21 protein-coding genes are annotated in these 25,823 nt (G+C 72.5%); 13 read left to right on the plus strand and 8 right to left on the minus strand.

The features are described from left to right. Positions 1 to 22: 22 nt before the first annotated feature. Complete coding sequence (locus tag ElP_RS09465; protein WP_197446841.1) at positions 23 to 1,588, plus strand: serine/threonine-protein kinase; 1,566 nt, start codon at positions 23 to 25, stop codon at positions 1,586 to 1,588. Positions 1,589 to 1,644: 56 nt separating this feature from the next. Here ElP_RS09465 and ggt read toward each other — a convergent pair whose 3' ends face one another. From ggt to ElP_RS09495, 6 genes are all read right to left on the minus strand, one after another. After that, entirely contained in the window at positions 1,645 to 3,351 is a 1,707-nt protein-coding gene (gene ggt, locus ElP_RS09470) for a gamma-glutamyltransferase (RefSeq protein WP_145268685.1), read from the minus strand. Positions 3,352 to 3,403: 52 nt separating this feature from the next. After that, positions 3,404 to 4,267, minus strand: coding sequence for a hypothetical protein (locus ElP_RS09475; RefSeq protein ID WP_145268687.1), 864 nt, complete (start codon positions 4,265 to 4,267; stop codon positions 3,404 to 3,406). A gap of 24 nt (positions 4,268 to 4,291) precedes the next feature. Beyond that, positions 4,292 to 5,230 carry a ribokinase gene (locus ElP_RS09480; RefSeq protein ID WP_145268689.1) on the minus strand — a complete coding sequence of 313 codons (939 nt, stop codon included), beginning with the start codon at positions 5,228 to 5,230 and terminating at the stop codon, positions 4,292 to 4,294. A gap of 9 nt (positions 5,231 to 5,239) precedes the next feature. After that, entirely contained in the window at positions 5,240 to 6,577 is a 1,338-nt protein-coding gene (locus tag ElP_RS09485; protein WP_145268691.1) for a tRNA modification GTPase, read from the minus strand. 85 nt (positions 6,578 to 6,662) lie between these two features. Then, positions 6,663 to 9,047 (minus strand): YidC/Oxa1 family insertase periplasmic-domain containing protein, encoded by a 2,385-nt coding sequence (locus ElP_RS09490; RefSeq protein WP_145268694.1) that lies wholly within the window; start codon positions 9,045 to 9,047, stop codon positions 6,663 to 6,665. A 300-nt stretch (positions 9,048 to 9,347) separates the two neighbouring features. Beyond that, complete coding sequence (locus tag ElP_RS09495; RefSeq protein WP_145268696.1) at positions 9,348 to 10,220, minus strand: metallophosphoesterase family protein; 873 nt, start codon at positions 10,218 to 10,220, stop codon at positions 9,348 to 9,350. Positions 10,221 to 10,406: 186 nt separating this feature from the next. Here ElP_RS09495 and tsaB point away from each other — a divergent pair, with 186 nt between their 5' ends. The 4 genes from tsaB to ElP_RS09515 all read left to right on the plus strand — a co-directional run bounded on the left by tsaB (position 10,407) and on the right by ElP_RS09515 (position 14,290). Beyond that, positions 10,407 to 11,105, plus strand: coding sequence for a tRNA (adenosine(37)-N6)-threonylcarbamoyltransferase complex dimerization subunit type 1 TsaB (tsaB, locus tag ElP_RS09500; RefSeq protein ID WP_145268698.1), 699 nt, complete (start codon positions 10,407 to 10,409; stop codon positions 11,103 to 11,105). 29 nt (positions 11,106 to 11,134) lie between these two features. Continuing rightward, positions 11,135 to 11,983, plus strand: a complete 849-nt coding sequence (locus ElP_RS40575; protein WP_145268700.1) for a class I SAM-dependent methyltransferase — start codon at positions 11,135 to 11,137, stop codon at positions 11,981 to 11,983. A gap of 68 nt (positions 11,984 to 12,051) precedes the next feature. Next, positions 12,052 to 13,611, plus strand: a complete 1,560-nt coding sequence (zwf, locus tag ElP_RS09510) for a glucose-6-phosphate dehydrogenase (protein ID WP_145268703.1) — start codon at positions 12,052 to 12,054, stop codon at positions 13,609 to 13,611. 436 nt (positions 13,612 to 14,047) lie between these two features. After that, positions 14,048 to 14,290, plus strand: coding sequence for a hypothetical protein (locus ElP_RS09515; protein WP_145268705.1), 243 nt, complete (start codon positions 14,048 to 14,050; stop codon positions 14,288 to 14,290). Positions 14,291 to 14,743: 453 nt separating this feature from the next. Here ElP_RS09515 and ElP_RS09520 read toward each other — a convergent pair whose 3' ends face one another. Continuing rightward, the gene (locus ElP_RS09520; RefSeq protein ID WP_145268707.1) at positions 14,744 to 15,646 is read right to left on the minus strand and encodes a metallophosphoesterase family protein; all 903 of its coding nucleotides are present in this window, start codon (positions 15,644 to 15,646) and stop codon (positions 14,744 to 14,746) included. A 254-nt stretch (positions 15,647 to 15,900) separates the two neighbouring features. After that, entirely contained in the window at positions 15,901 to 16,731 is an 831-nt protein-coding gene (locus ElP_RS09525; RefSeq protein WP_145268709.1) for a CPBP family glutamic-type intramembrane protease, read from the minus strand. A gap of 361 nt (positions 16,732 to 17,092) precedes the next feature. Between ElP_RS09525 and ElP_RS09530 the strand changes: the two genes are divergently transcribed. The 8 genes from ElP_RS09530 (at position 17,093) to ElP_RS09565 (ending at position 25,753) form a co-directional block, all read left to right on the plus strand. After that, positions 17,093 to 18,418 (plus strand): c-type cytochrome, encoded by a 1,326-nt coding sequence (locus tag ElP_RS09530; protein WP_145268711.1) that lies wholly within the window; start codon positions 17,093 to 17,095, stop codon positions 18,416 to 18,418. 63 nt (positions 18,419 to 18,481) lie between these two features. After that, positions 18,482 to 19,705: a cytochrome c oxidase subunit II gene (gene coxB, locus ElP_RS09535; RefSeq protein WP_231749598.1), complete on the plus strand. Its 1,224-nt coding sequence runs from the start codon at positions 18,482 to 18,484 to the stop codon at positions 19,703 to 19,705. Then, positions 19,702 to 21,594: a cytochrome c oxidase subunit I gene (locus tag ElP_RS09540; protein WP_231749600.1), complete on the plus strand. Its 1,893-nt coding sequence runs from the start codon at positions 19,702 to 19,704 to the stop codon at positions 21,592 to 21,594. The genes coxB and ElP_RS09540 overlap by 4 nt, the downstream gene beginning before the upstream one ends. A gap of 73 nt (positions 21,595 to 21,667) precedes the next feature. After that, a complete protein-coding gene (locus tag ElP_RS39470) occupies positions 21,668 to 22,813 on the plus strand; it encodes a COX15/CtaA family protein (protein ID WP_231749602.1) in 1,146 nt (381 codons plus the stop codon). Continuing rightward, positions 22,810 to 23,775: a heme o synthase gene (gene cyoE, locus ElP_RS09550; protein WP_231749604.1), complete on the plus strand. Its 966-nt coding sequence runs from the start codon at positions 22,810 to 22,812 to the stop codon at positions 23,773 to 23,775. Before ElP_RS39470 ends, cyoE begins: the two co-directional genes overlap by 4 nt. 88 nt (positions 23,776 to 23,863) lie before the next feature. Beyond that, on the plus strand, positions 23,864 to 24,841 hold the full coding sequence (locus ElP_RS09555; protein ID WP_145268713.1) for a cytochrome c oxidase subunit 3: 978 nt from the start codon (positions 23,864 to 23,866) through the stop codon (positions 24,839 to 24,841). Between the two features lie 49 nt (positions 24,842 to 24,890). Next, the gene (locus ElP_RS09560; protein ID WP_145268715.1) at positions 24,891 to 25,283 is read left to right on the plus strand and encodes a cytochrome C oxidase subunit IV family protein; all 393 of its coding nucleotides are present in this window, start codon (positions 24,891 to 24,893) and stop codon (positions 25,281 to 25,283) included. An 83-nt stretch (positions 25,284 to 25,366) separates the two neighbouring features. Next, on the plus strand, positions 25,367 to 25,753 hold the full coding sequence (locus ElP_RS09565; protein WP_145268717.1) for a hypothetical protein: 387 nt from the start codon (positions 25,367 to 25,369) through the stop codon (positions 25,751 to 25,753). Positions 25,754 to 25,823 lie beyond the last annotated feature (70 nt).

Raw genomic sequence — 25,823 nt, forward strand, 5'->3', positions numbered from 1 at the left:
ATCGCCATCCATCGATCCGACCATGACCGACGCAATCACGCCCGATCCCGGGGGATCGCTGCGGTCCGAGTCGCCCCCGGGCGACTCGGAGACGCCGGATCTGCGCGACACGGCCACCATGGCGCCCGACGACCGGGGTTGCCCGGACGACGGCTTCACCCTCAGGGACGAGCCGTCCCGGTCGCTCATCGCCATCCGCCGCGACTTCGGCAAATATGAACTGATCAACGAACTCGGCCGGGGCGGGATGGGGGTGGTCTACAAGGCGAGGCAGAAGGACCTGGACCGGGTCGTGGCGCTGAAGATGATCCTGTCGAGCCACCTGGCCTCCCGCGACCAGGTCGCCCGGTTCTACGCCGAGGCCCGGGCGGCCGCCCGGATGCGCGACCCGAACATCGTCGGGATCTACGAGGTCGGCGAGCACGGCGGGCAGCATTTCTTCACGATGGAGTACGTGGCGGGCAAGAGCCTGGCCCAGGTGATCCGCGGCGTGCCGATGGGGATCGAGGAGGCTTCGAGGCTGGTGATGATCGTGGCCCGGGCGGTCGATTCGCTGCACAAGCAGGGGATGATCCACCGGGACCTGAAGCCCTCCAACATCCTGCTCGACGAGGCGGGCAACCCCAGCGTCTCCGACTTCGGCCTGGCGAAGCTGCTGGAGAGCGAGGAGCGCGTGACGGCCTCCAACGCCATCGTCGGCACGCCCGGCTACATGGCCCCGGAGCAGGCCGCCGGGCGGGGCGGGCAGGTCGGGCCGGCGAGCGACCTCTACAGCCTCGGCGCCATCCTCTTCGAGTGCCTCACCGGCCGCCCCCCCTACGACGGCTCGGCCCCGCTGGAGACCCTCGTCCGGGTGCTGGAGGGGGAGCCCCCCCAGCCCCGGCAGCTCAACCCGACGATTCCCCGGCCCCTGGAGAAGATCTGCCTGAAGTGCCTGGAGAAGGACCCGGGCGACCGCTACGCCTCGGCCCGGGACCTCGCCGACGACCTCGACCACTTCCTCCGGGGAGAGCCCGTCGAGGCCACCCGGGGAGGCCCCTGGCATCGCCTCCGGCGCTGGGCCCGGCGGGAGCCCGCGCTGGCCTCCCGCCTGGGGACGATGGCGGCCTGCGGCATCATCATCTACCTGAACCACTCCCTGATCGCCTACACCCAGTCGGCCTCGCTCCGCTCGTTCGTCGTGGTGGTCAACTGGGCGATGGCCTCGTTCCTCTGCCAGCACCTGCTGCAACGGCCCCGGTGGGCCGACCTCGGCCGCTACGTCTGGTCGGCGACCGACGTGGTCCTGTTCAGCCTGCTCGTCTACGTGAACCAGGGACTGAACACGGCGATGGTCTCCGGCTACTTCCTCATCGTCTCGGCCTCCGGGCTCTGGTTCCGGGAGCGGATGGTCTGGCTGACCACCCTGCTCTCCGTCGCCGGCTACGCCGCCCTGGCGATCGGCCAGGGATTGCCCGAGGGCTACGACTCGCCGTACCGCCACTTCGTCTTCGCCTCCGCCCTGGCCGCCTCCGGCTTCGTCGTCTCTTACCAGGTCCGTCGCGTCCGGGCGCTCAGCTGCTATTACGACCCGCGCCCGCTCCCCTGACCCGACCCGCACCGTCGGGGCGGGCCGATGGGGACACCTCGAATCGGATCGACCGATCAATAGCCGATCGCGGCGCCATCCTTACGCGGGTCGGACCCTCCCATGATCACCCCCCGATCCGAGTCGATCCGGATCGCCTGGTAGCCGCCGTAGCTGCCGGGCCGGTCGGCGATGACGTGCCCCTTCCCCTCCAGGGCCCTCCGGACGTCCGGCCCGATCCCCGACTCCAGCGACACGTAGCCGCCGCCATCTCCCCCCTGGCCGGTCGGCTCCGAGGAGCCGAAGTGGCGGAACCGGGGTGCCTCTCCCGCCTCCTGCACGTCCATGCCGAAGTCGATCATGTTGCAGAGCACCTGGACGTGCCCCTGGGGCTGCATGTCGCCCCCCATCACGCCGAAGCTCAGCCAGGGGGCTCCGTCTTTGGTGACGAACCCGGGGATGATCGTGTGGAAGGGCCGCTTGTGCGGCTCCAGCCGGTTCGCGTGGCCCGGGTCGAGCGCGAACCAGGACCCCCGGTTCTGCAAGGCGAAGCCGAGCCCCCGGGGGACGTGATGCGAGCCGAAGGAATGGAAGACGCTCTGGATCAGGCTGACGCAGTTGCGGTCCTCGTCGACCACGGTCAGGTAGATCGTGTCGCTCTGGGCCAGGTCGCCGGGCTCGACGCTCGCCATCGCCCGGTCCGGCGAGATCAGGGCGGCGCGGCGATCGGCGTAGTCCTTGGAGATCAACTCCGCCACGGGCACGTCGGCGAACTCGGGGTCGGCATAGTAGGTGGCCCGGTCCTCGAACGCGAGCTTCTTGGCCTCGATCATGAGATGGAGCGCCTCGGCCGAATTGTGGCCGAGGCTCGTCAGGTCGTAGCGTCCGAGGATGTTCAACATCTGGAGCGCCGCGATGCCCTGGCCATTGGGGGGCAGCTCCCAGACGTCGTAGCCCCGGTAATTGGTCGAGACGGGATCGATCCAGGTGCTCTCGTGGTCCTCGAAGTCCTTCATCGAGAACAGGCCACCGACCTCGTCGGAATAGGCGACGATCCTGCTCGCCGGATCGCCCCGGTAGAACGCCCCGGGCCCCTGCTCGGCGATGACCCGGAGGGTCCGGGCGAGGTCGGGGTTCCGGAAGACGTCGCCGAACCCCGGGGCCGAGCCGTTGGGCAGGTAGCACTCGGCGGAGGAGGGGATCTCGGCCAGCGCCGGCTCGTCCGCCTTCCAGCCGGCGGCGATCACCTCGCTGACGGGGAAGCCCTCCTCGGCGTACCGGATCGCCGGGGCCAGCAGGTCGGCCATCGGCACCGAGCCGAACCGCCCGTGCAGGGTCGCCCAGCCGTCGACGCAGCCGGGGACGGACCAGCTCAGCGGGCCGTAGACGGGGACGTACTCATGCCCCTGCTCCTTCATCAGCTCGATCGACGCCCGGTAGGGGGACCGGCCCGAGGCGTTCAGGCCGTGGAGCGTGCCGGACTCCGCGTCCCAGACGATCGCGAACAGGTCGCCGCCGATGCCGCAGGACATCGGCTCGACGACGCCGATCACGGCATTGGCGGCGATGGCAGCGTCGATCGCGTTGCCGCCCTCCTGGAGCACCCGGACGGCGGCCTGGACGGCGAGCGGCTGGCTCGTCGCGGCGATGCCGCCCCGGGCGAGCACGGCGGACCGGGTCTTGTGGATCGGGCCCGTCGGGCGGTCGTGGGCCGGGCTGGGGGACGCTGCGGCGAGGAGGGCCATCGCGAGGGCAATCCGGGTTCGGAGGCGTCGGGACGTCATGCGGGGCCTTTCTCCGACCGGGAGGCGGTCGGCTGCGGGCGGGACCGGAGGATCAAGGCGTTCCGATCCGTTCGTGATTCTTGTTCCGGAACAGCTGGAGCTCCCACTGCATGTGGTACATCTCGTCCCGGAGCACGTCGACCATGTGCTCCAGGGCGGAGACCCGGGCCTCCAGATCCTCCGGATCGGTGCGGTCGAGCGTCGGGTCGGCGGACTCGGGGTCGTCGAACCGGGAGAGACGCCTCATGGCGCGTTCGAGCCTCAGGCGGGCGACGTCACGCTCGGCGGCCATCGTGTCCCGCCAGGTGGTCGCCTCCGAGAGGCGGAACATGGCCTGGCGGGCCGATCCGACGGAGGAGACGCCGCGTCGGACGGAATCCATGAAGTTCTCCTGGCTCTGGCGCTCGGAGGCGATCTGCGCCTCGGCCGCCTTCACCCGGGCCTCCCGGGCGCGGAGCTGGGCCTGTCGGATCCGGACCTCGGCGTCGAGCCGGGTGCGCAGCTCGTCCCGGTCCTCCTCCGGGCTCGGCGACGAGGCCCTCCCCCGCAGCGATTCGAGTCGGATGGCCAGCTCGTCCCGCTCGGCCTCCCGGGCCTCCAGCAGCGCCGAGGCCGACGCGTAACGGACCTCGACCAGCTCGACCTGCCGGGCCGAGACGGCCCCGGAGGGCCGCTGTTGCCGGACCGTGTCCAGCACGTCCCGCTCCAGCTCCTCGAACCGCCTGGCCTCGGAGACGCGGGACTCCCGGACCCGGAGCATCGCCTCCAGCATGGCCAGGTCCTCGGCCAGGTCGGGCGAGATCTCCCCCGGCCGGCCCCCGGCCTCCGGCACCGGCGAGCCCCCCGCCTCGTCCTGGGGCGAGGGCGAGGGGATCGACGCGATCAGCAGTGCGGCGATCGACGATCCGAGCGTCACGAGAGGCCTCCGATCGGTCAGGGGTCAGGGCCCGACGTCCCTCGCCAGCAGGCGATCGATCTCGGCCCGGGTCGCGAGGGCGCCCTGGGCGCCCGGCCTCGTCACGGCGAGCGACCCGGCGGCGGTGGCGAAGACGGCGGCGTCGAGCACGGGGAGGGACTCGGCCAGCGCCACGGCGAGGGCGCCGTTGAAGGCGTCCCCGGCGCCGACGGTGTCGACCGCGTCGACCGCCGGGGCCGGGACGAGGTTCTGGCCCCACTCCCGGCCGAGCACCAGGCACCCCAGGGCGCCCAGGGTCACGACGACGCCGCAATCCCCCCGGTCCCGGAGGGCCCGGGCCGCCTCGACGGCCTGCTCGACGGTCATCGCGGGCAGGCCGGACAGGGCCGCCGCCTCCTCCTGGTTGGGCGTCAGGTAGTCGACGTGCCGCATCAGGTCGCCGTCGAGGATGGCGAGGTCGGCCGGGGCGGGGTTGAGGACGGTCGTCATGCCGCCGGACTTCGCCCGGGCCAGCCCCCGGGCGACGGTCGGCACGGGGACCTCCAGGCAGGCGAGCAGGACGCCGCCGGCCGGGAAGGCCTCGTCGGGCAGGGCGTCGATGTCGCCGGGCGAGAGGGCCGAGCTGGCGCCGGGGGCGACGCCGATGAGGTTCGAGCCGTCATCCCCCACGAAGATCAACGCCACCTGGTTGGGAGACGCGTCCACCGTCTTCGAGAAGCGGAGGTCGAGCCCCTCGATCCGGTCGTGCTCGATGAGCATCCGGCCGAAGTCGTCGTCGCCGAATGCGGTCAGGAAGGTGACCTCGGCCCCGGCGCGTCGGGCGGCGACGGCGGCGTTGGCCCCCTTGCCGCCGGGGCCGCGGTGGAGGTCGCCGCCGAGCAGCGTCTCGCCCGGCCGGGGGAGGCGGGGGAGCCGGATCGTCAGGTCGTAACCGCTCGATCCGAGGACGACGACTCGGGGCATGGGGGCCGCTCACTTGCCGATGCAGAACCTCCGGAAGATGCGATCCAGGATAGCGTCGTCGATCTCGGCGCCAATGACCCGGCCGAGTTCCTCGACCGCGTCCCTCAGGTCGACCGCCACCAATTCGTCCCCCGATTCGAGCCGGATCGCCTCGGCCGCCCGGCCCAGCGCGGCCGAGGCCCGGGACAGCCCGTCCCGGCATCGGGCGGAGGTGAGGCCGGTCGGATCCTCCTCGGCGGATCGGGAGCGGATCGACGAGGCGATGGCGAGTCGGAGCGCGCCGAGCCCGAGGCCGGTTTCGGCGCTGGTGGCGACGGCACCTTCCGGGAACTCCCCGGGGCCGCGGTCGGCCTTGGTCCAGACGAGCAGCCGGGGGCGGCCGTCGGGGGGGGCCAGGGAGGGTGGGGCGTCCGCCGACCGGCAGTCGAGCAACAGCTCGGCCCCGGCGGCCTGGGCGGCGCGGAGGGCCTGGGCCTCGGCCTCGATCGGGCCGACCGCGTCGTCGATCCCGGCGGTGTCGATCAGCTCGACTTCCAGGCCGTCGCAGCGGATCGGGGCGGAGAGGTAGTCCCGGGTCGTCCCGGCGACGGGGGAGACGAGGGCGAGGTCGGCGCCGACCAGGGCGTTGAACAGGCGGCTCTTGCCCGCGTTCGGGGGGCCGACGAGCACGACCCGGGGCAGGCCCGAGGGGCGGTCCCGGCCCCGGAGGCGATCGGCCAGGGCGGCCACCTCGATCGAGTTCCGCGCCAGCGACCCGGCCAGCATCCGGCGGCCGATCGGGTCGACGTCGGCCTCGTCGACGAAGTCGAGCCCGGCCTCCAGGTGGGCCAGCGTGTCGATCAACCGGTCCCGGAGCCGGTCGATCGGCCCGGCGAGCCCCCCGGCGAGTTGCGACAGCGCGGCCTCGACCTGGGCCGGGGACCGGGAGTCGATCACGGCCAGCACGGCCTCGGCCTGCGTCAGGTCGATCCGGCCGCTGAGGAAGGCCCGCAGGGTGAACTCCCCGGGCTCGGCGAGCCTGGCCCCCAGCCCGAGGCAACGGCCGAGGACCAGGCGGAGCAGGGGGGGGGAGCCCGTCGAGTGGATCTCGGCCATCGGCTGGCCGGTGTAGGTCCGCACCCCCGGCCAGAGGACGAGGGAGGCGTCGAGCGGCCTCCCCTCCAGGTCGATCGTCCCCGGGGTCCAGGACGGCCGGCCCGGGGACGGCTCCCGGCCGCCGGGCGGCCGGAAGACGCCCAGGGCGATCGCCCTCGACGCCTCCCCGGAGAGCCGGACCAGGCCCCGGACCGCCGGCCCGGGGGGGCTGGCGATCGCGGCGATGGTGTCGGACGGGTCGAGGTGGGCCATCGGGGCGAGCCGGGGTGGAACGGCACCGGGGGCGGATGCGGGGCGGGGACGGGGGAGGCCGGGGATCGGGCGTGCGACGCCCCGCTCAACGCCGCTTGCCCGGCTTCGACTTCCGCTTGCCCGGCCGGTCCCGGTCGCCCTCACGCTCGGCACCGCGATCCAGGTCCCGTCGCGGCCGGTCGAGGTCTTCCCGGCGGTAGGTGGTCTCGTTGGCCTTGGCGGCCTCCTTCATCAGCGCGTCGAGCTTGCGGGAGAGCCAGCCGCCTCCGGGGCCCCCCCCATTGGGGCCGGAGTCGGGATCGGAGGGGCCCCGGCCCTTGCCGTTGCCCCCGTCGTCGCCCCCCACGGGGGGGGAGGAGGGGGAGACCTTGGGCAGGAGCAGCCGCTCGCCGATGGCCCACATGCTGCTCGTGATGAAGTAGAGGGCCAGCCCGGCGGGGACCCGATAGAACATGAGCATCATGAAGACCATCATGAACTTCATGATCCGCTGCTGCGCCTCCTGCTCCGGCGAGGTGGCCGGGGGGGTGAACAGCTTCATCTGGAGCAGGAACAGGCCGATCACGCCCAGCGGCAGCAGGTTGAAATAGGGCCCCAGCAGCGGCAGCGTGAAGGGGAGCTTGACCAGCATGTCGGGGGCGGCCAGGTTCTCGATCCAGAGGAACGGCGCCTGCCGGAGCGACACGCTGACGTTCAGGACCCGCCAGAGGGTCATGAAGATCGGGATCTGCACGAACACCGGCAGGCAGCCGCCCAGCGGGTTGACGCCGTGCTTGCGGTAGAGGGCGAATGTCTCCTGGGCCACCCGCTGCTGGGCTTCCTGCCGCTTCTGGGGGTCCGGGTCGTCGGACCCGTACTTCTTGCGGAGCTCCATCATCTGGGGCTGGAGCTCCTGCATCTTCTTCGCCGAGGCCGCCTGCTTACGGCTCAGGGGGAAGAGGACGAGGCGGACGACCACCGTCAGCAGGATGATGGCCACCCCGTAGCTGCCCCGGGTGCCGCCGAACCACCCGGAGACCCTCGCCGTCAGGCCGTAGATGCCCGCCAGCAGCGGGCCGATGGCGTAGACCGAGATCAGGGCGACGATCGGGTCGACGATCGCCCAGAGGATGTCGAAGAGCCAGCCGATGATCGGCACCCGGCCGACCTGGCGGTAGATGGCCAGCCCCTCGGCGCCGTAGGGGGTGAGGGCCTCGTCGGTCTTCGGGCCGGCGAACAGGGCGTAGGAGTGGGTCGCCCCGGGGCCGGGCTCGACGGCGACGGGCTCGGAGATCAGGTCGACGGCCACGTCCGCCTTCTTCAGGTCCCGTTCGTCGGCGTCGACGACGGCCATGACGGCCTCGGCGACCTGCTTGGTCGGGGCCTCGGGCTTCAGGAAGGTGGCGAAGTACTGGTTCTCGACCCCGGCGAAGGCGGTCGGCCGCTCGGTGTTGACGTATTCGTCCTGGTCCTTGGCCACGTCGAGGGAGGAGTAGGTCCAGACCTCGGGCGCCTCCCCCTCGCCCCCCTTGCCGAAGTAGGCGTTGCGGAAGGTGTGGGTGTACCACTCCCCCTCGATCGGGATGCCCGAGGGGCCGTCGAGCCGGTAGACCAGGTCCCGGGGCTCATCGGCCCCCCCGGGGAGGCGGAAGTCCAGGTCCAGCTCGACGGCGTCCGCCCCCTTGCGGAGGGTGAAGGTCTTGGTGATCTCGACCGGGGGCAGATCCGCCGGCTCGTCGAGCGTGGCCCGGAACCGGATCCGCTGGCCGACCTCGTCGCCCTGCGCGTCCCGGAGGACCTCGACGGGGTCGGCCTGCGCCCGGGCCTCCTCGTCCAGGTCGTCGAGTGGGGTCTCGCCGACGACCACCTGCCAGGGACGTCGGTCCAGGTCGCCGACCGGCCGGAGCAGGCCCTCCTCGTCCTCGCCGAGGGCCTGCAGCGCCAGCGGGCGGTGGCCGGGGGCGACGGACTGGACGAGGGTCATCGGCCTCCGCTGCTCGGGCTTGATCCCCTCGAACTCGGCGCTGTGGCGCGAGGAGCGGACCCGGACGAGGCTCGCCCCCCCCTGGGAGGCATGGACCTGGAGGTGGTAGCCCCCGGGCCCCTGGTCCTCGATCGAGCCGAGTACCAGCCGATCGGGATCGGCGAGCGCGACCGAGGGCCCCTCGGGCTCGGGTGCGGTCCCGGACCCCTCGGCGGGATCGGCGGGATCGGCGTCGGCCTCGGCGACCTCCCCGGCCTGGTCCTCGGGGCCGTCCTCGGCGGCCGGGGCGTCGGCATCGGGGTCCTGGTCCTCGTCGGCCGCTCCCGGCTCCTCGCCGGCCTGGGCGACCTGGCGGGCCCGGGCGTCCTGCGGCGGCTCGGGCTCGGGCTCGGGCAGCAGGCCGAAGCGGGAGAGCAGGAAGTTCGTCCCGGTGATCAGGGCCAGGGACAGGACCATGAACAGGAACAGCCGCTTCGGATCCTGGCTGGGGGGCGGCTCGGTGCTCATCGGGGCGGGGACCTTGGGATCGGGGCTTTGGCGGTTCGAGGATGCGTCGGGACGATCGGGCGGCCCGAGGTTCGATGCGGTCGGGTCGATTCGGGGCGGGGTCCCCCCGGCCGGGGCGGGGGAGTCGGGCCGGGCCCGAGCCCCCGAGGGGGCGTCCGCCGGCGTCCCCCCGGCGCGAGGCGCCTGGGCGGGCCGGCCTCGTCGGGTCGCCCCGGGCCCACCGGCCTTTCCGGGGCCACCGGGCGGTCTCGCGGCCGATCCCGGGTCGAGGCGACGACCCGGGGGGACGGGCCGGGGGGCTCAGCGCCCCTGGCGGAGCCGGTCGCCGAGGAACGGCTCCAGGTCGGGGATGGCGTAGATCTTCTCGATCGTCGCCTCGAAGTCGTACGGGATGCGGCGGTAGAAGATCCGGATCGGGCCGGTCGTCGCGGGCGCGGGGTCCTGTGCGTGCTCGTTGGTGTCGCCGGAGTCGCCCTGCCCGTCGCCATTGCCGGAGCCGGCGGCGGGTGCGGGTGCGGCCGGCTTCACCTCCGAGGCGTCCTCGAGGATCAAGTAGCAGGCCCGGTTGTCGCCGTCCCGGGGCTGGCCGACGGAGCCGACGTTGACCATCACCTTGTCGTCGACCAGGGTGTATTCGTAGTCGATCTCCTCGGGGGCGTAGAACTGGAAGCCCTCCGTGAAGACGCCCGGCACGTGGGTGTGCCCCTGGAAGCAATAGCGCTCGACGAGCTGGAAGAGGCGCTCCATCTTCCGGTGATTGTAGATGTCTTCCGGGAAGATGTACTCGCTGAGCGGGTTGCGGGGGGAACCGTGGACGAACAGGAAGGGGCCGTTGCGGTGGGTCCGGGGCAGCTCCGCCAGGAAGTCCCAGCGGCGCTCGCGCTGGGCCACGTCGCCGCCGGTCTCCAGCTGGTCTCGGGTCCAGAAGATGGCCCGCTCGGCGCCGATGTTGAAGCCGTTAGGGTCGAAGAGGGCCCCCTCGTCGTGATTGCCCAGCAGCGTGACCCGGCTATTCTGCATCACCAGGTCGATGCACTCGCGCGGGTTGGGGCCGTAACCGATGATGTCCCCGAGACAGTAAATCTCGTCGATCCGCTGATCCTGGATGTCATCGAGCACGGCCTCCAGGGCCTCCAGGTTGCCGTGGATGTCGCTGATCAGGGCTCGACGCACGGGCTGTCTCCGAGCCGGAACGGGGCGGGGCGCGACGGGAGGCCGGCGATCGGCGCGCGGGAGGGGACCGGTTCCGTAGGTTTCACTGCGAGAATAGGGTATCGTAGGTCCGGGGACGGGAGGGGGTCAAGCCCGTCCCGGGGCCTCAATGCCCCGATGCGTGGCCCTCCGAGGCAAGGACGGGCGGTGAACCTGCTGGCGATCGACTCCTCGACGCTCCGATCGGCCCTGGCCCTCTCGGTCGAGGGGCGCGACGGGCCCTTGCTCGCATACCCCGAGGCCGGGCCCCGGCACGGCCGACTGCTCGTGCCGACGATCCGGGGCCTGCTCGACCGAGGGGGGCTGGAGCCGGGGCATCTCGGCGCGGTGGCCGTCGGCCTGGGCCCGGGGTCGTTCACCGGCCTGAGGGTCGGGGTGACGGCGGCCAAGGTGCTGGCCTACGCGGTCGGCTGCCCGGTCGTCGGCCTGTCGAGCCTGGAGGCCCTCGCCCGTGGAGTCCCGGCCGAGGAGCTCCGGGTCGAGGTCGCCGTCGACGCCCAGCGTGGCGACCTGTTCTCGGCCTCCTTCCGGCGGGACGACCCCGGAGGCCCCCTCCTCCGGCAGGGCCCCGACCGGATCGTCCCCGCCGGGGCCTGGGCCGAGTCCCTGCCGGAGGGGGCCCTGGTCGTCTGCCCGACCCCCGAGAAGCTCGGTGCGGTCCTGCCGGGGCACGCCCGGCTCGTCCCGGGCGACCGGGCCGGGCCGGACGGCGCCGTCCTGCTGGAGATGGCCGCCGAGGCGATCGCCCTCGGGCGGTTCGCCGACCCCTGGTCCCTGGAGCCGACCTACCTCCGCCGCTCCGCCGCCGAGGAGAAGCGGGACGCCCGGGCCGCCTCCCGCCCCTGACCCGCCCCCCGGACCCCTCCGACCGAGCCATGCCCACTCCCCCCCAGTCCCGGACCATCTCGACCTACTCCCTCCAGTGGAACCGCTACCGCATCCTCCGGCCCGAGGAGGACCGGGCGACGTTCCGGATCCGGACGGGGCTGGCGCCTGCGGACCTGATCGGGACGCTGGTGCTCGACGGCGGCTGCGGCATGGGCCGGTACGCCCGGGTCGCGGCCGAGTCGGGGGCGAGGGTCGTGGGCATGGATCTGAGCGAGTCGGTCCGGGCCGCCCGGGAGCTGGTCGCGGACCTGCCGATCGTCGGCCTGGTCCGGGGGGACCTGCTCCGGCCCCCGATGGCCGGGGGGACGTTCGACCACGTCTACTCCCTCGGCGTCCTGGATCACACCCCCGACCCCCGGGCGGCCTTCCTGTCGCTGGCCAGGCTCCTGAAGCCGGGGGGGCGGATCGCCATCTGGGTGTACCGCAAGGAGCGGCCGGCGCTGGAGAAGGTCATGGATGCCCACCGGGCGGTCTCGACCCGGCTGCCGGTCCCCATGCTGGAGGCCCTGAGCCGGGCCTCGGCCCCGATCGGCGGCCTGAAGCGTCGGCTCATGGCCAGCCGGAACCGGCTGGTGGCCCGGTCGGGGGTGGTGCTGAACGTCCTGACGATCGGCGTCTCGATGCACCCGGACCCGGAGGTCCGGATCTGCGACACCCTGGACTGGTACGCCCCGAAGTACGCCTCGAGACACACCTTCGATGAGGTCTCCGGCTGGTTCCGGGAGGCGGGCCTGGTGGACGTCGAGGACCTCTCCCGGGGGTCGACCTTCTTCCACGAGGGGCAGGGGAACGGGATCAACGTCGCCGGGAGGCGGCCGGGGGGCGGGCCCGCTTGATGCCCGGGGCCGGGCTGCCGTAGACTCCGGCGGTGATTCTCACCCAGCCAGGCCGGGAGGCGGATCGGATGGCGGCACCGAGCGAAGCCGGGGCGTCCAACCCCCTGAGGGAGCACCTGCCGAGGTCGACGGCCGTCGACCCCTGCGCCATCGTCCTCTTCGGGTCGACCGGAGACCTGACCCACCGCAAGCTCGCCCCAGCCCTCTTCGAGCTGGCCGGGGCCGGCGACCTGCCCTCCGACTTCGCCGTGGTCGGCTTCGGCCGTCGCCCCTGGGGCGACGACCAGTACCGCGAGAGCCTCCGGGAGACGCTGGCCAAGGGGGCCGAGGGCCCGGGGTTCGACGAGGCCTGGTCCCGGTTCGCCCCCCACGTCGTCTTCGTCGAGGGGAACCTGGACGACCCCGCCGCGTACTCCCGGCTGAAGGGGCGGCTGGAGGAGGTCGACCGGACCCACGAGACCCGGGGCAACCGGCTGTTCTACCTGGCCGTCGGGCCGGAGTTCTTCGCGCCGATCGTGGCCCGGCTGGGAGAGGCGGGGCTGATCTACCCCGCCGACCGGGGCGAGGGGCCCTGGAGCCGGGTGGTGGTCGAGAAGCCGTTCGGCCACGACCTGGAGAGCGCCCGGAGGCTCAACCACGAGCTCAAGGGGGTGCTCGACGAGGGGCAGATCTATCGGATCGACCACTACCTCGGCAAGGAGACGGTCCAGAACATCCTGGCGCTTCGGTTCGGCAACGCCATCTTCGAGCCGATCTGGAACCGGAGGCACGTGGCCTCGGTCCAGATCACCGTGGCCGAGCGCGAGGGGATGGCCGGCGGGCGGGGGGACTTCTACGACAAGGCCGGGGCCATCCGGGACATGGTCCAGAACCACATGATGCAGCTGCTCTGCCTCGTGGCGATGGAACCCCCGGTCGACCTCTCGGCCGACGCCGTCCGGACCGAGAAGGTCAAGGTCCTCCAGTCCCTCCCCCGGTGGTCCCCCGGGCAGGTCGACGCCGAGGTCGTCCGGGCCCGATACGTGGCGGGGGCGCTCCAGGGGGAGGACGTGCCCGGCTTCCTCCGGGAGAAGGGGGTCGAGGCCGACTCCGCCACCGAGACCTACGTCGCGCTGCGGGTCATGCTCAACACCTGGCGATGGGCCGGGGTGCCGTTCCTGCTCCGGACGGGCAAGCGGCTGCCGAAGCGGGCGACGGAGATCGCCATCCAGTTCCGCAACCCTCCCACCTCGCTGTTCGAGGCCGACACCGAGGCCAGCCCCGACGTCAACCAGCTCATCCTGAACATCCAGCCCAAGGAGGGCTCCAGCCTCGCCTTCCAGGCGAAGGTCCCCGGCTCCCGGAGCCGCCTGCGGTCGGTCCGGATGGACTTCCGGTACGGCACCTCCTTCGCCCGGCCGGTGCCCGAGGCCTACCAGAGGCTCCTGCTCGACGTGATGCTCGGCGACCCCACCCTCTTCACCCGGACCGACGAGGTCGAGGCCGCCTGGAAGTTCATCACCCCGATCCTCGACGCCTGGGCCCGTCCCGAGGCCCCTCCCCCCGGTTCCTACCCGGCCGGCTCCTGGGGCCCCGAGGCGGCCGACGCCCTCGCCGCCCGGGACGGCATCCGCTGGCGACGGCTCTGATCGGGGCCCGGTCGCGGCCGGTGCGCCGGGACGCACACCGGACGCATCTCGGCAACCCCCTGAGGCGCAACACGTTGGGCGAATCACCCCCGGGGAAATTGGGTTCGCTCCGCGCGGCGCACCCGGCCGGTTCGTCCCCGATCGGTCGGCAGGACCCGGCGACCGGGCCCCGGGAGACTCCCGACGGCCGGGCGAGGGCCGGTGCGCCCGGGGTCGCCGAGGTTCGATTGACATAACACCGCGACAAATATGTGATTGCGCCGAACGACCCGGGCCGAAATGGGTTCGCTCGGCGCGGCGCACCCGACGCGATTGGCCCCGACCCGGGACGGCCCCGGCCGCCTCCTGGGATATCTCCGAACTTCTTCATTGAGATCGGCCGTCGGCCTCCGAACTCGGGGTAGGGTCATCATCCTGGTCGGTCGGAGGCGGCACGATGCGAATGCTGCTGAGGGCGCTTGCGCGCCGATTGTTCGGGATCCCGGTGCTGGGGATGGCGATCGGGATCGGCATGGTCGCCTCGGATCCGAGGGGACAAGAGCCGGAGGATCGCCCGGTCCGGGCCGACATCCTCGACGACCCGGATCACCAGGCGACCTGCCCCAGCTGCGCGATGCAGCGGCAGACGGAGGCCGAGCAGGGGAGGGCCCCGAGCGTGGGCCGGGTCCCTCCCCGATGACGGACCCGCCGAGGACATGCGGTCGTCCCCGGCGGGGCCCCGGGCCGGGGCGGTTCGTCCGGGCCCGGGAGGCGGCCGGTGCGCCCCGGCGCGCCCGGGCCGGGACGGCGAAGTCGCTTCCGGGATCGAGGGTTACGCCCGACAGAATGGGTTCGCTCCGCGCCTCAGGGCCGCCCGATCGGCCACGCCCCGAGCCGAATCGGGGCGGAGGGGGATCGGGTTGTCAAAGAGCGAACCCCGGCGATCCCGGCACCCGGGAAAGTCGGGGCCGGGGGGGGCAGGGGCGCGTCCCCCCCACCGATATCATCGGGGAATCGGGCTTCGCCAGTCACTCGGGGCGTGAAATTCGGGAGGGCTGGGGGAGGACCCGACGGAAGTGGCAGGGACAGGGCCGCCGTGGCGGCCGGGCTGGCGCGGGAGGGCCCCGGTCCCGCGCGCCCTGGGGACCGCCGGTCAGCTCGGCGCGGGGGCGCCGGCGGCGGGGCCGAAGAGGCGCAGATCGGTGACCATGGGCATGATCGACCAGTCGGAGCCGGTCCAGGCGTGGTGCCGGACGCTGACGGACTGCTCGGTCAGGTCGATCTCGAGGAACCCGGGGGGGCGGAGGCCGGTGGGGTCCCGGAGCAGGGGGGCCCCGGCGTTGAGGCAGAGCTGGCCGGGGATCTCCTCGGGGCGGAAGGCCCAGGCGGCGTGGACGTGGCCGCAGCAGTAGAGGTGCGGGCCGAGGGTCCGGAGCCAGTCGGCCACCAGGTCGGCGTTGACCATCCGCTTCTTGCGCAGCTCGTTCCGGTAGGGGGGAGGGGCGTCCACCGGGTAGTGGCAGGCGACGATCAGCCGTCGGGGGCGTCGGTCGGCCTCCTGGAGCAGGGATTGGGCATGGAGGAACTGGGCCTCGGGCAGTCGGCCGGTGGCCGAGAGGTGGGACCGGGTGGCGTCGAGGCCGAGGATGGCGGTCCGCTCGTCCAGCCATCGGAGCCAGGGGTAGCGGTCCGAGGGGGAGAAGCCGCCGAAGACGCGCTCGAAGGCCTTCGTCCGGACGGAGTGGGCGGTGTACCGGTCGTGGTTGCCGGGGATCACCGAGACGTGATCGGCGTCGTCGAGCAGCGGCTCCAGCGCCGACCGGGCCTGGTCGAACTCCCCCCGGAGGGCGGTCGTGGTCAGGTCCCCGGTGATCAGCAGGTGGTCGGCCTCGATCGAGGCGATCCGCCCCACCACCTCCTCCAGCCGGTCCAGCCGGAACCTCCGGGCCCGGCCGGTGAACAGCTCGGCCATGCCCACCGCCCGCTTGCCCCAGAGGCGGACGGGATTGAGCGAATAGCGCCAGATGTGGACATCGGAGAGGTGGACGAGCTTCACGAGTATCCTCGGGAGGGGGACGCTCCTCGGGAGTCGGCGACCGACGACATCTGGACTGGGGACGGGATGAACCCGGGGTGGCCGGAAGGTGCCCCGAGGTCCCCGGCCCTCGGCCCGGGGCACGTCCCGCCCCGTCCCGGCCCCGCCCATTGGTGGGGAATCCGGGCAAACCCGAGTCACCCCCGAGGCGGGACGCGGCTCGGTCGCCGCCCGCCGCCGCACCCGCCCGCCTCGAATCGAGGAGGGGGACGGAGTCACTCCGGCCAGGGATAGGAGGCGACAAGCAGATCGTATGCCACATGCGTGCCGACGGCGATCCCGAACCCCCGGAGGATGAAGACCCAGGAGAAATAGACCCCGGCCAGCCAACGGAAGACGAAGACCGCCCAAGAGAAGGAGCCGGGGGGCTCGCCGACGTGGTGGGCCATCGAGAAGGCCAGGGCCGAGCCGCTGGCGGCGAACGCGGTGGCCAGGGCGTTCGGCGTGTGCAGGATCCGCAGGCCGGCGTACGTCAACCAGAGCAGGCCGAGCCGGAAGGCCGCCTCCTCGAAGATGCCCGCGCCGACGAGGGAAAGCGCCTCGGCCGCCCCGATCGGCAGCGGGGACCCGGCGACCCCGAGCAACGGCCGACCGGCCAGGGCCGGGAAGTGGCGGTCGAAGGCCAGGTAGAGCCCGAGCAGCCCGGCCCCCAGGAGCAGGCACTCGGCCAGGGCGGCGGGGAGCCATCGCGCCCGGAACCGGCGGGGGTCGGCCACCCTCCAGGCGACCAGGCCGACGGCCAGGGCGACCGAGGGGGCCCAGTCGGGCACCGGGTAGGCGTCGGGGATCGCGGCGCCGATCCAGGCGTCGACGCCGGTCCGGAGCGCAGGGTCGCCCCCCAGGGCGGCGATGCCCGCCTCGTAGCAGGCCAGCATCGGCAGGGTGACCAGCAGGGCGAGCGAGGCCCCCCGGCATCCCCCCCAGTAGCCGGGGGGGCCGGGCCCTCGCCGGGACGGGGGGCGGGCCCCGGGGACGGGGAGGGGGGGGGTCCGCGAGGGGGGACGCATCGCGGTCCGGCCGGTGGTGGGTCCGTCGGTCGTGCTCACGTCGGCTAGGGATCGGCCCGGGGGGCGGGGGGATCGCAGGGGATCCGGCGGGGGATCGGCCGCCCGTTCCGGTCGTGCCGGACGGTTTGAAACGGCCGAACTCCCCGAAATCCGAACGGCCCTTGAGGGCGGCGGGGCGGGCCGATAGGATGATTCCAGGACCCGGGCGGCCCGCTCACGAGCCCTGGCTGTCGGCAACCCCCCCAGAACTCCTTCCGCCCGCACCATCAGAATTCATTCCGTTCCACGAACGGCACGGGTCTCCGCGTCGAGCCTCTCCCGGATCGCCCCGAGGGCGGGACCGGGGCGGGGAACTCGTCGGCCGTCCCGGGATCGGCCCGTCGTCGAGGAGGGATCTCGCGTGAAGATCGCGAGGCGACCGCACTGGATCGTCGGAGGCTTCGTCCTGCTCGGCCTGGCCTCCGGGTGCGCCGAGCCGGAGCCGGTCGTGTTCTCGCACGACGAGCGGCTCTCGGGCGAGGAGTTCGCCGAGAAGCCGAACGCGAGGGGGGCCGTCGAGACGACGGTCGACGCCATGTTCGGCGCCTCCCCTGACACCATCCGGGCCCCCGAGGGCTCCGGCCTGCCGCCGAGCGGGCTGGAGGGGATCGGGGGCGAGGGCGGCGACGGATCCGAGGGCGAGGGGGATGCGGAGATCGTCCCGGTCGCCGATCGTCCGGCCGAGCCGGGCCCGCTGTCGGCCGGGCAGGCGGTCTACACCCGACACTGCCTGCACTGCCACGGCATCACCGGGGACGGCGAGGGGCCGACCGCCGACTTCCTCTACCCCCGGCCCCGGGACTACCGCCAGGGGATGTTCAAGTTCACCTCCACCGACTACGGCAAGAAGCCGACCCGGGACGACCTGCGGCGGGTGATCCGGCACGGGATCGACGGCACCTCGATGCCCGCCTTCGGCGCCCAGTTGACCGACGAGGAGACCGAGCGGGTCATCGACTACGTGGCCTACCTCAGCATGAGGGGAGAAGTCGAGCGGGCCCTGATCGAGGAGGCGTCGTTCTTCGCCGAGGAGGACTTCGCCGACCCCGAGATGCGGGAGGAGTTCGAGTTCATCGCCGAGGACGTCACCCAGGGGGTGATCTTCCCGAACTGGGAAGACTCCCAGGCGCCCGAGGCCGCGATGCAGCCCCTCTCCCCCCGGGTGGAGGCGACCGAGCAGAGCATCGCCCGGGGCCGGGAGCTGTTCCTGGGGGTGGCGTCGGACGTGAAGCTGGAGTGCGCCGGCTGCCACGGGTCGGGGGGCAAGGGGGACGGCCCGAGCTGGATCGACCCGGAGACGTTCAACACGTACGTCTTCCTGGAGAACCACGACCCGGGCGACCCGACCACGCTGGAGACGCTCAAGGCGATCGCCGAGGAGCAGCAGCGGCGATGGGGGGACGAGTGGGGCGACCCGCTCCGCCCGGCCGACCTGAACCGGGGGGTATACAAGGGGGGCCGCCGGCCGATCGACCTGTACTGGAGGATCGCCACCGGGATCACCGGCACGGCCATGCCGGCGCACGCCCCGACGCTCCAGGACCCGGACGACCTCTGGCACCTGGTCAACTTCGTGCTCGCCCTGCCGCAGCGGCCGGACCTGCTCCGCCCGGACCAGGTCCGGAGGCTCGGCGCGACCTCGCCCCCCGCCGCGGCCGGGGCCGCCGCCGCCACGGCGTCCCGATGACCGACCCGACCTGACCCCCTCGACCCGGCCGGCCCGCTCGGAATCGACCTTCGGAGCCTCGACGTGAAGTACTGGAGCCTCCTGTTCGGGCTGACCACGGTCCTCGCCGTCGCGGCGTTCGCGTACGCCCCGTTCGACGACGACTGGTGGCTCCCGAGCTACAAGGGCACGAACGCCGGGGCGCTGGAGACGCTGGGGGAAATCTCGGGGCAGGCCCCCGGGATGGCCTCGACGCTGGGGGCGATGAAGGGGGGGGCCGGGGCGACCGGCCCCGCCGGGCTCCAGCCGTTGGACGAGGCGAGGGCCTGGGCGGACGGGCAGTCGGCGAGGCTCGGCCGGCTGGCCTCCGAGGGCTTCCTGACCGGCCGGACCCGGGCCTTGCAGGGTCGGGCGGCCGGGGCCTCCGCCGCGATGATCGAGGCGAGGGCGGCGCTGGCCGCCGGGGACGGGGCCGACCCGGCACTCGACGAGGCGATCGAGGCGCTGGAGGGGCTGGGGGAGGGGGCGGCCGGGGCGATCGCGTCGGTCACCGAGCCGGGGGGGGGCCTGCGGGCCCCGGTGTCGACGGCGGCGGTGCAGATCGACCACCTCTACATCCTCATCTTGCTCATCACGGGGCTGACGTTCGTCGGCGTGATGGCGGCGATGGTGGTGGCGATGTGGCGGTTCCGGGCCCGGCCTGGCCGGAAGGCGGTCTACTCCCACGGCAGCCTGAAGGTGGAGATCGTCTGGACGGTGATCCCGGCGGCGATCCTCGTGTTCCTGGCGCTGTACCAGCTGAGGGCCTGGGCGGACATCAAGTTCAAGAGCACCTATCCGGACGTGGCGCCCCTGGCGGAGATCACCGCCCGGCAGTTCCAGTGGAAGATGCGCTACCCCGGCCCCGACGGCGAGCTGGGCACGGGGGACGACCTGCACACGGTGAACGACCTGCACTTCGTGAAGGACGAGCCGACGATCATCCACCTGAAGTCGGAGGACGTGCTGCACTCGTTCTTCCTGCCCCAGTTGCGGATCAAGCAGGACGCGGTGCCCGGGATGACGATCCCGGTGCTGTTCGACGCGAGCAAGGCGGGGCGGTACGAGCTGCTCTGCGCCGAGCTGTGCGGCTGGGGGCACTACAAGATGCGGGCGCAGGTGGTCGTGCACGAGACCCGGGATGAGTTCGACGAGTGGGTGGAGCAGGCGCTCCGAGAGCAGGACCGCAGCGAGCCGGCCGCCGACCCGGCCGGGGCCGAGGCCGACCTCGCCGCCGCCCCCGAGTGGAGTGAGAGCGAAGCCCGATGAGCACCGACCCGCACGCGAATCCGGACGCGACGTCGAAGGCCACCGGCCCCGAGCACGCCGGGCCCGACACGGGGATGCCCCCCGGCGTCATCCCCTCCAGCGGCCACGCCCCGGGGCACGACGAGCACATCCACCCGGCCCCCCGGAACCCGCTGACCCGCTACGTCTTCTCGACCGACCACAAGGTCATCGGCATCCAGTTCCTGTTCTCGGGCCTGATCTTCTTCGTGCTCGGCGGCCTGCTGGCGATGGCGATCCGCTGGCAGTTGGCGTGGCCCTGGAGCGACGTGCCGCACCTGAGCGCGTTGTGGGGGACCTCGGGCGGGCAGATGCCGCCGGAGTTCTACAACAAGCTGGTGACGATGCACGGGACGATCATGATCTTCTTCGTGATCATCCCGATCCTGACCGGCGCCTTCGGCAACTTCCTGATCCCGCTGATGATCGGGGCCCGGGACATGGCCTTCCCGACCCTGAACATGATCTCCTACTGGTTCATGTGGCCGGGCTTCGCGCTGATCGTCTTCGCCTTCGCCGTGCCCGGGGGAGCCCCCGAGGCGGGCTGGACGGGCTACCCGCCGCTGTCGACGTTCTTCTGGTCGACGCCCGGCTCGCTGAACGGTCAGACAATCTGGCTGGTGGCGCTGCTGTTCGCGGGGGTGTCGTCGATGATGGGGTCGATCAACTACATCACGACGGTGCTGATGCTGCGGGCGCCGGGCATGACGCTGTTCCGGATGCCGATGACGGTCTGGGGGATCTTCATCACGGCGCTGTTGCAGGCCTTCGCGCTGCCGGTCTTGACCTCGGCGCTGGTGATGCAGCTGCTCGACCGGGTGGCGGGGACGAACTTCTTCACGCCGCCGGACTGGTCGGTGGCGAACGGGCCGGAGCGGGTCGGCGGCGGTCACCCGCTCTTGTGGCAGCACCTGTTCTGGTTCTACAGCCACCCGGCGGTGTACGTGATGATCCTGCCGGCGATGGGGATCGTCTCGGATGTCATCTCGACCTTCAGCCGCAAGCCGCTGTTCGGCTACAAGCCGATGGTGTTCGCCCTCGCCGGGATCGCGCTGCTGGGCTTCATCGTCTGGGGCCACCACATGTTCCAGTCGGGCATGAACCCGGCCCTGGGGGCGACGTTCATGCTCTCGACGATCCTGATCGCGCTGCCGTCGGCGATCAAGACGTTCAACTGGCTGGGGACGATGTGGGGCGGCAGCCTGCATTTCACCTCGGCGATGCTCAACGCGGTGGCGTTCGTGTCGATGTTCGTGATCGGCGGGCTGTCGGGCATCTTCATGGCGGCGACGCCGACGGACATCCACATCCACGACACCTATTTCATCGTCGCGCACATCCACTACGTCCTCTTCGGCGGCAGCACGTTCGGCATCTTCGCGGCGTTGTACTACTGGTTCCCCAAGATGTTCGGCCGGATGATGAATGAGACCCTGGGGAAGATCCACTTCGCCCTGTCGTTCCTCTTCTTCAACGGCACGTTCTTCCCGATGCACATCGTCGGCATGCACGCCCAGCCGAGGCGATACGCCGACTACACGGGATATGAGCTGTTTAACAATGACGCGGTCATCGGCATGAACCAGTTCATGACGATCTGCGCCCTGGGCCTGGGGGCGACGCAGTTGATCCTCGTCTACAATTTCTTCGCGAGCCTGGTGATCGGCCGCCGGGCGACGGCGAACCCGTGGCTGGCGAACACGCTGGAGTGGCAGACCGCCTCGCCGCCGCCGCACTACAACTTCGCGCACATCCCGACGGTCTACCACCCGGCCTACGAGTACAGCGTGCCGGACGCCGAGACCGACTACCTGCCGCAGACGGAGCCCCTCCCGCCCCGGTCCGAGCCGCTGCCGGAGATCATGGCCTGAGCCGGGTCGCTTCGAGTCGCACGGGACCGCCACCCGCCCCGGGCCGCACCCCCTCCCCCGATCGAATTCCGCGATGAACGAACCGGAACCGAACGACCGAACGACCGCCGACCCGGGCCCGGGCCGTTACCGCCCGGGGCCGCACCGGGTCGCCCTGGTCGCCGCCGCCGTGACCTGGCCCCTGCTGTTCGTCGGGGGGCTGGTGACGACCTACCGGGTCGGCATGGCGGTGCCCGACTGGCCGACGACGTTCGGCATCAACATGTTCGTGTACGACTTCTGGACGGCGCCCTGGGGCGTCTACGTCGAGCACCTGCACCGGCTGCTCGGGACGCTCTCGGGGCTGGGGTGCGTGGTGCTGGCCTTCTGGTTCACCGGCGAGGCGGGCCGGGGGGCGTGGCGGCCGGCGGGGGTCGCGGTGGCGTCGGCGGCGGTGCTGGCGGGGGCGTGGGTCTGGCTCTCCGGGGTCGAGCCGTTCTTCGCGGGGATCGCGGTGCTGGGGGTCGTCGGCTCGATGCTGGCGCTCTGGTACGCGGCGGTCTGGCGGCGGGGGATGCCCGCGTTGGGCTGGCTGGCGCTCACGGCGGTCATCATCCAGGGGGCCCTGGGGGGCTACCGGGTCCGGCTGAACTCGACCGACCTGGCGGCGGTGCACGGCTGCACCGGGCAGGCGTTCTTCGCGCTGCTGGTCGCGCTCTGCGTCGTCACCGGCCGGGGATGGTCCGGTCCCCGGCCGTCGGCCCCCGACCGGGGAGGCTTGCGGTGGTGGGCGGCGGCGGCGGCGCTGCTGGTCTACGCGCAGATCGTCGCCGGTGCCTTGCTCCGGCACCGGAGCCTCGGCCTGGTGACCCACAGCTCGATGGCGGTTGCGGTGCTGATGACGGTCTCGGCGCTCGCGTTCGCGGTGCTGCGAGGCCGAGGGCGATGGCCTTCGCTGGTGCCTTCGGCGAGGGCGACGCTGGCCCTGGTGGTGGTGCAGGTGGCGCTGGGCGTCGCCTCGTGGTGGGTGCTCCGGCCGTTCGACGGCCTCCCCCGGCCGGTGACCCGGGGCCAGGCCGTCGTGAGGACCGCCCACCAGGCCAACGGGGCGCTGCTGCTGGCGGCGTCGACCGTGCTCGCGATGCGGGCCGCCCGCCCGTCGGGCCTCCGGGGCCGACCTTCGAATGCTCACGTCCCGATCGAACCCAACGAACGCGCCCTGGAGGCCGCGATCCGATGAACATGGCCGCCCCGACGGCATCCGCCGCCGCACTCGCCGATCCCCGAGCCCCCCGCACGTCGCCCGTCGATCGGGCTGACCTCGGGCGGGAGGAGGCACGAATCGGCGGGCTGGAGGACTACGTCGCCCTGACGAAGCCGAGGATCGTCGCCCTGGTGCTGGTGACGGTCACCGTCGGCTACCTGCTCGGGGCCCGGGGGGCGGCGAACCCGTTCTACCTGGCCTCGGCGCTGGTGGGCACCGCGCTGGTCGCGGCCAGCGGGAGCGTCTGGAACCAGGTGGTCGAGCGGTCCCGGGACGCCCGGATGCGTCGGACGGCCCGACGGCCGATCCCGAGCGGGCGGGTGTCGGCCGGGAAGGCGGCGGTGTTCGGGACGGCGCTGGGGCTGGCGGGGCTGGCCCTGCTGCTGGTGGGGCCGCACCCGGTCGCGGCGGCGGTGGCGCTGGTGACGTTCGTGCTCTACGCATTCGTCTACACCCTGCTGAAGCCGGTGACGACCCTGAACACGGCCGTCGGCGCCGTGCCGGGCGCACTGCCCCCGGTGATCGGCTGGGCGGCGGCGACGGGCCAGCTGGGCATCGAGGCCTGGGCCCTGTTCCTGATCGTCTTCCTCTGGCAGTTCCCGCACTTCCTGGCCATCGCCTGGATCCACCGGGAGGACTACGCCCGGGGTGGCCACCGGATGCTCCCCTGCGTCGACCCGCTCGGCGTGCTCACCGGCCGGCAGGCGGCGGGTCATGCCCTGGTGCTGGTGCCGGTGGGACTGCTGCCGGTGGCGATCGGCCTGGCGGGCCCGGTGTATTGCATCGGGGCCCTGGCGCTGGGCCTGTACTACCTGGCCGGGGCCGTGAGGTTCTGGCAGGATGTCTCCGACGCGACCGCCCGGCGGCTGCTCGGGGCGTCGTTCTTGCACTTGCCCGCGATCCTGCTGCTGCTCTTGCTCAACCCCCTGCCGGCCTGAACCGGCCCGACCCGACGCGAGGCCGGGCCGACGTCGACGTCGGCCCGGCCTCGCGTCGGGTCGACGGTCGATCGCAATGGGAGCCGAGATGGCCGAGACACCCCCCTTCGGCGAGGAGCCGACCGGAGAGCCCCACGACCACGCCCACCCCCCCGCCGGGGGGGGGGCACGCCACGCCCCCCCGGCCACGCCGGGCAAGGTAGCGCTCTGGCTGTTCCTGGCCACCGAGGTGATGTTCTTCACCGGCCTGATCGGCTCCTACATCGTCCTCCGGGCCGGCAGCCCGCCGGGCTCGTACAGCACCCTCTTCCCCCCCGGCACCGACCTGGCCGCCCGCCAGGACGCCCGGGGGGTCGTCCTCACCGACGCCGGGGCCGACGAGGGGGCGGTCGTCCGCCTGATCCGCGAGGCGAACGGGATGACGGCCGAGGAGGCCGGGCACCTCGTCGAGACGGCGCACTCGGTGGGGTCGACCGTCGTGCTGGTCGATTCCGCCTACGGCCCGGCCGACGTGGACGGGTTGCAGGAGGCACTGGGGTCGGTCGGGGCCGAGGCCAGCATCGAGGGGCTTGAGTCGTCCTCCTGGCCGGAGCCGTACAACGGGCTGGTCAACCCCCTGAGCATCGACCTGACGGCGCTGAACACGTTCATCCTGATCTGCTCGTCGGTGACCATGGTGCTGGCGCTGGCGGCCATCCAGCGGGGGGACAAGGTCCGGCTCTCGCTCTGGCTGCTGGCGACGATCCTCATCGGCTCGACGTTCCTGGGCATCCAGGTCTATGAGTACTATCAACTGATGTTCGGCCACCGCTATTCGGTGGGCGTGAGCGCCTCGGGCCACTTCCGGCCGGAGGCGAGCCTGTTCGCCTCGGCCTTCTTCACGATGACCGGCTTCCACGGGGCGCACGTCACCGGGGGGGTGCTGGCGCTGACGGTGATCTGGCTGCGGTCGCTGTTCGGCGGCTATTCGAGGGAGGACCACGCGGCGGTCGAGCTGGCGGGGCTGTACTGGCACTTCGTCGACCTCGTCTGGATCCTCCTGTTCACGGTCGTCTACCTGATCTGAGTGGGTTGCCCGGGCGGGGAACCGAACGCCGGGGCGGAGGGGGAATCGCATGGACCCGACCGGGACGCCGACCACGGTGGTGATCGCCGAGCAGCAGCACACGTCGCACGTGAAGGCGTACCTGCGCGTCTTCCTCGCGCTCCTGCTGCTGACCCTGGCGGAATACATCTACGCCAAGGCCTTCGCCGGGTCGACTCCCCTGGTGTTGATCGGCGGGCTGATGCTGCTGGCGGTCGCCAAGGCGGGGCTGGTGGGCCTGTTCTTCATGCACCTGCTGTTCGAGGGCCGCTGGAAGTACCTGGTGCTGATCCCGACGACGTTCCTGGCGGTCGTCACCGTGGCCGCCCTCGTGCCCGACATCGCCATGAGGGCGGACGCACGGGCCGAGTCGGCCCCGGCACCGCCCTCGGACGCCCGCCGGGAGCCGGGGCGTCCGGGCTGATCGGCGACTTCGGGGTTCCGCGATCGGGCCGACCGTCTACAATGGGGGAGTCCCTCGCACCCGATCTGGTCCAGGTGGCCCGCATGATTCGACCCGGCCTCGTCGCACTCATGATCGGCATCCTCCTGGCCGACCCGCTGCTCTGCGGGTCGGCCGAGGCCGAGGCCCCGTGCGACGGCCGGTGCGCCGAGACGCCGGCGAGGGACGACGGCCACGGGCCCGCCCCGCTGGACGTCTGCCACGACGAGGGGCACGAGTGCGCCTGCCAGGGCGTGACGAACCAGCCGACCGGCAAGGCGGACGAGTCGTCGGGGGCGATGGGCAAGGCGCTCCCGTCCCCGCTGACGTCGAGGCCGGACCTGCCCGAGTCCCGGCCCCCGGCCCGCCCCCCCATCCCCCGGCCGGAGGACGCCGACGGCCCCCCCGTCGGCCGATCGCTCCGGATCGCCCTCGGCTCCTTCCGGGACTGATCCCGGACGGCCCACGCGACCTCGTCTCGGCGACCTGCCCCGCCCGCCCGACCCGGCGGCGGGGGGTCGT

Source organism: Tautonia plasticadhaerens, assembly GCF_007752535.1.
GTDB classification, from domain to species: Bacteria; Planctomycetota; Planctomycetia; order Isosphaerales; family Isosphaeraceae; genus Tautonia; species Tautonia plasticadhaerens.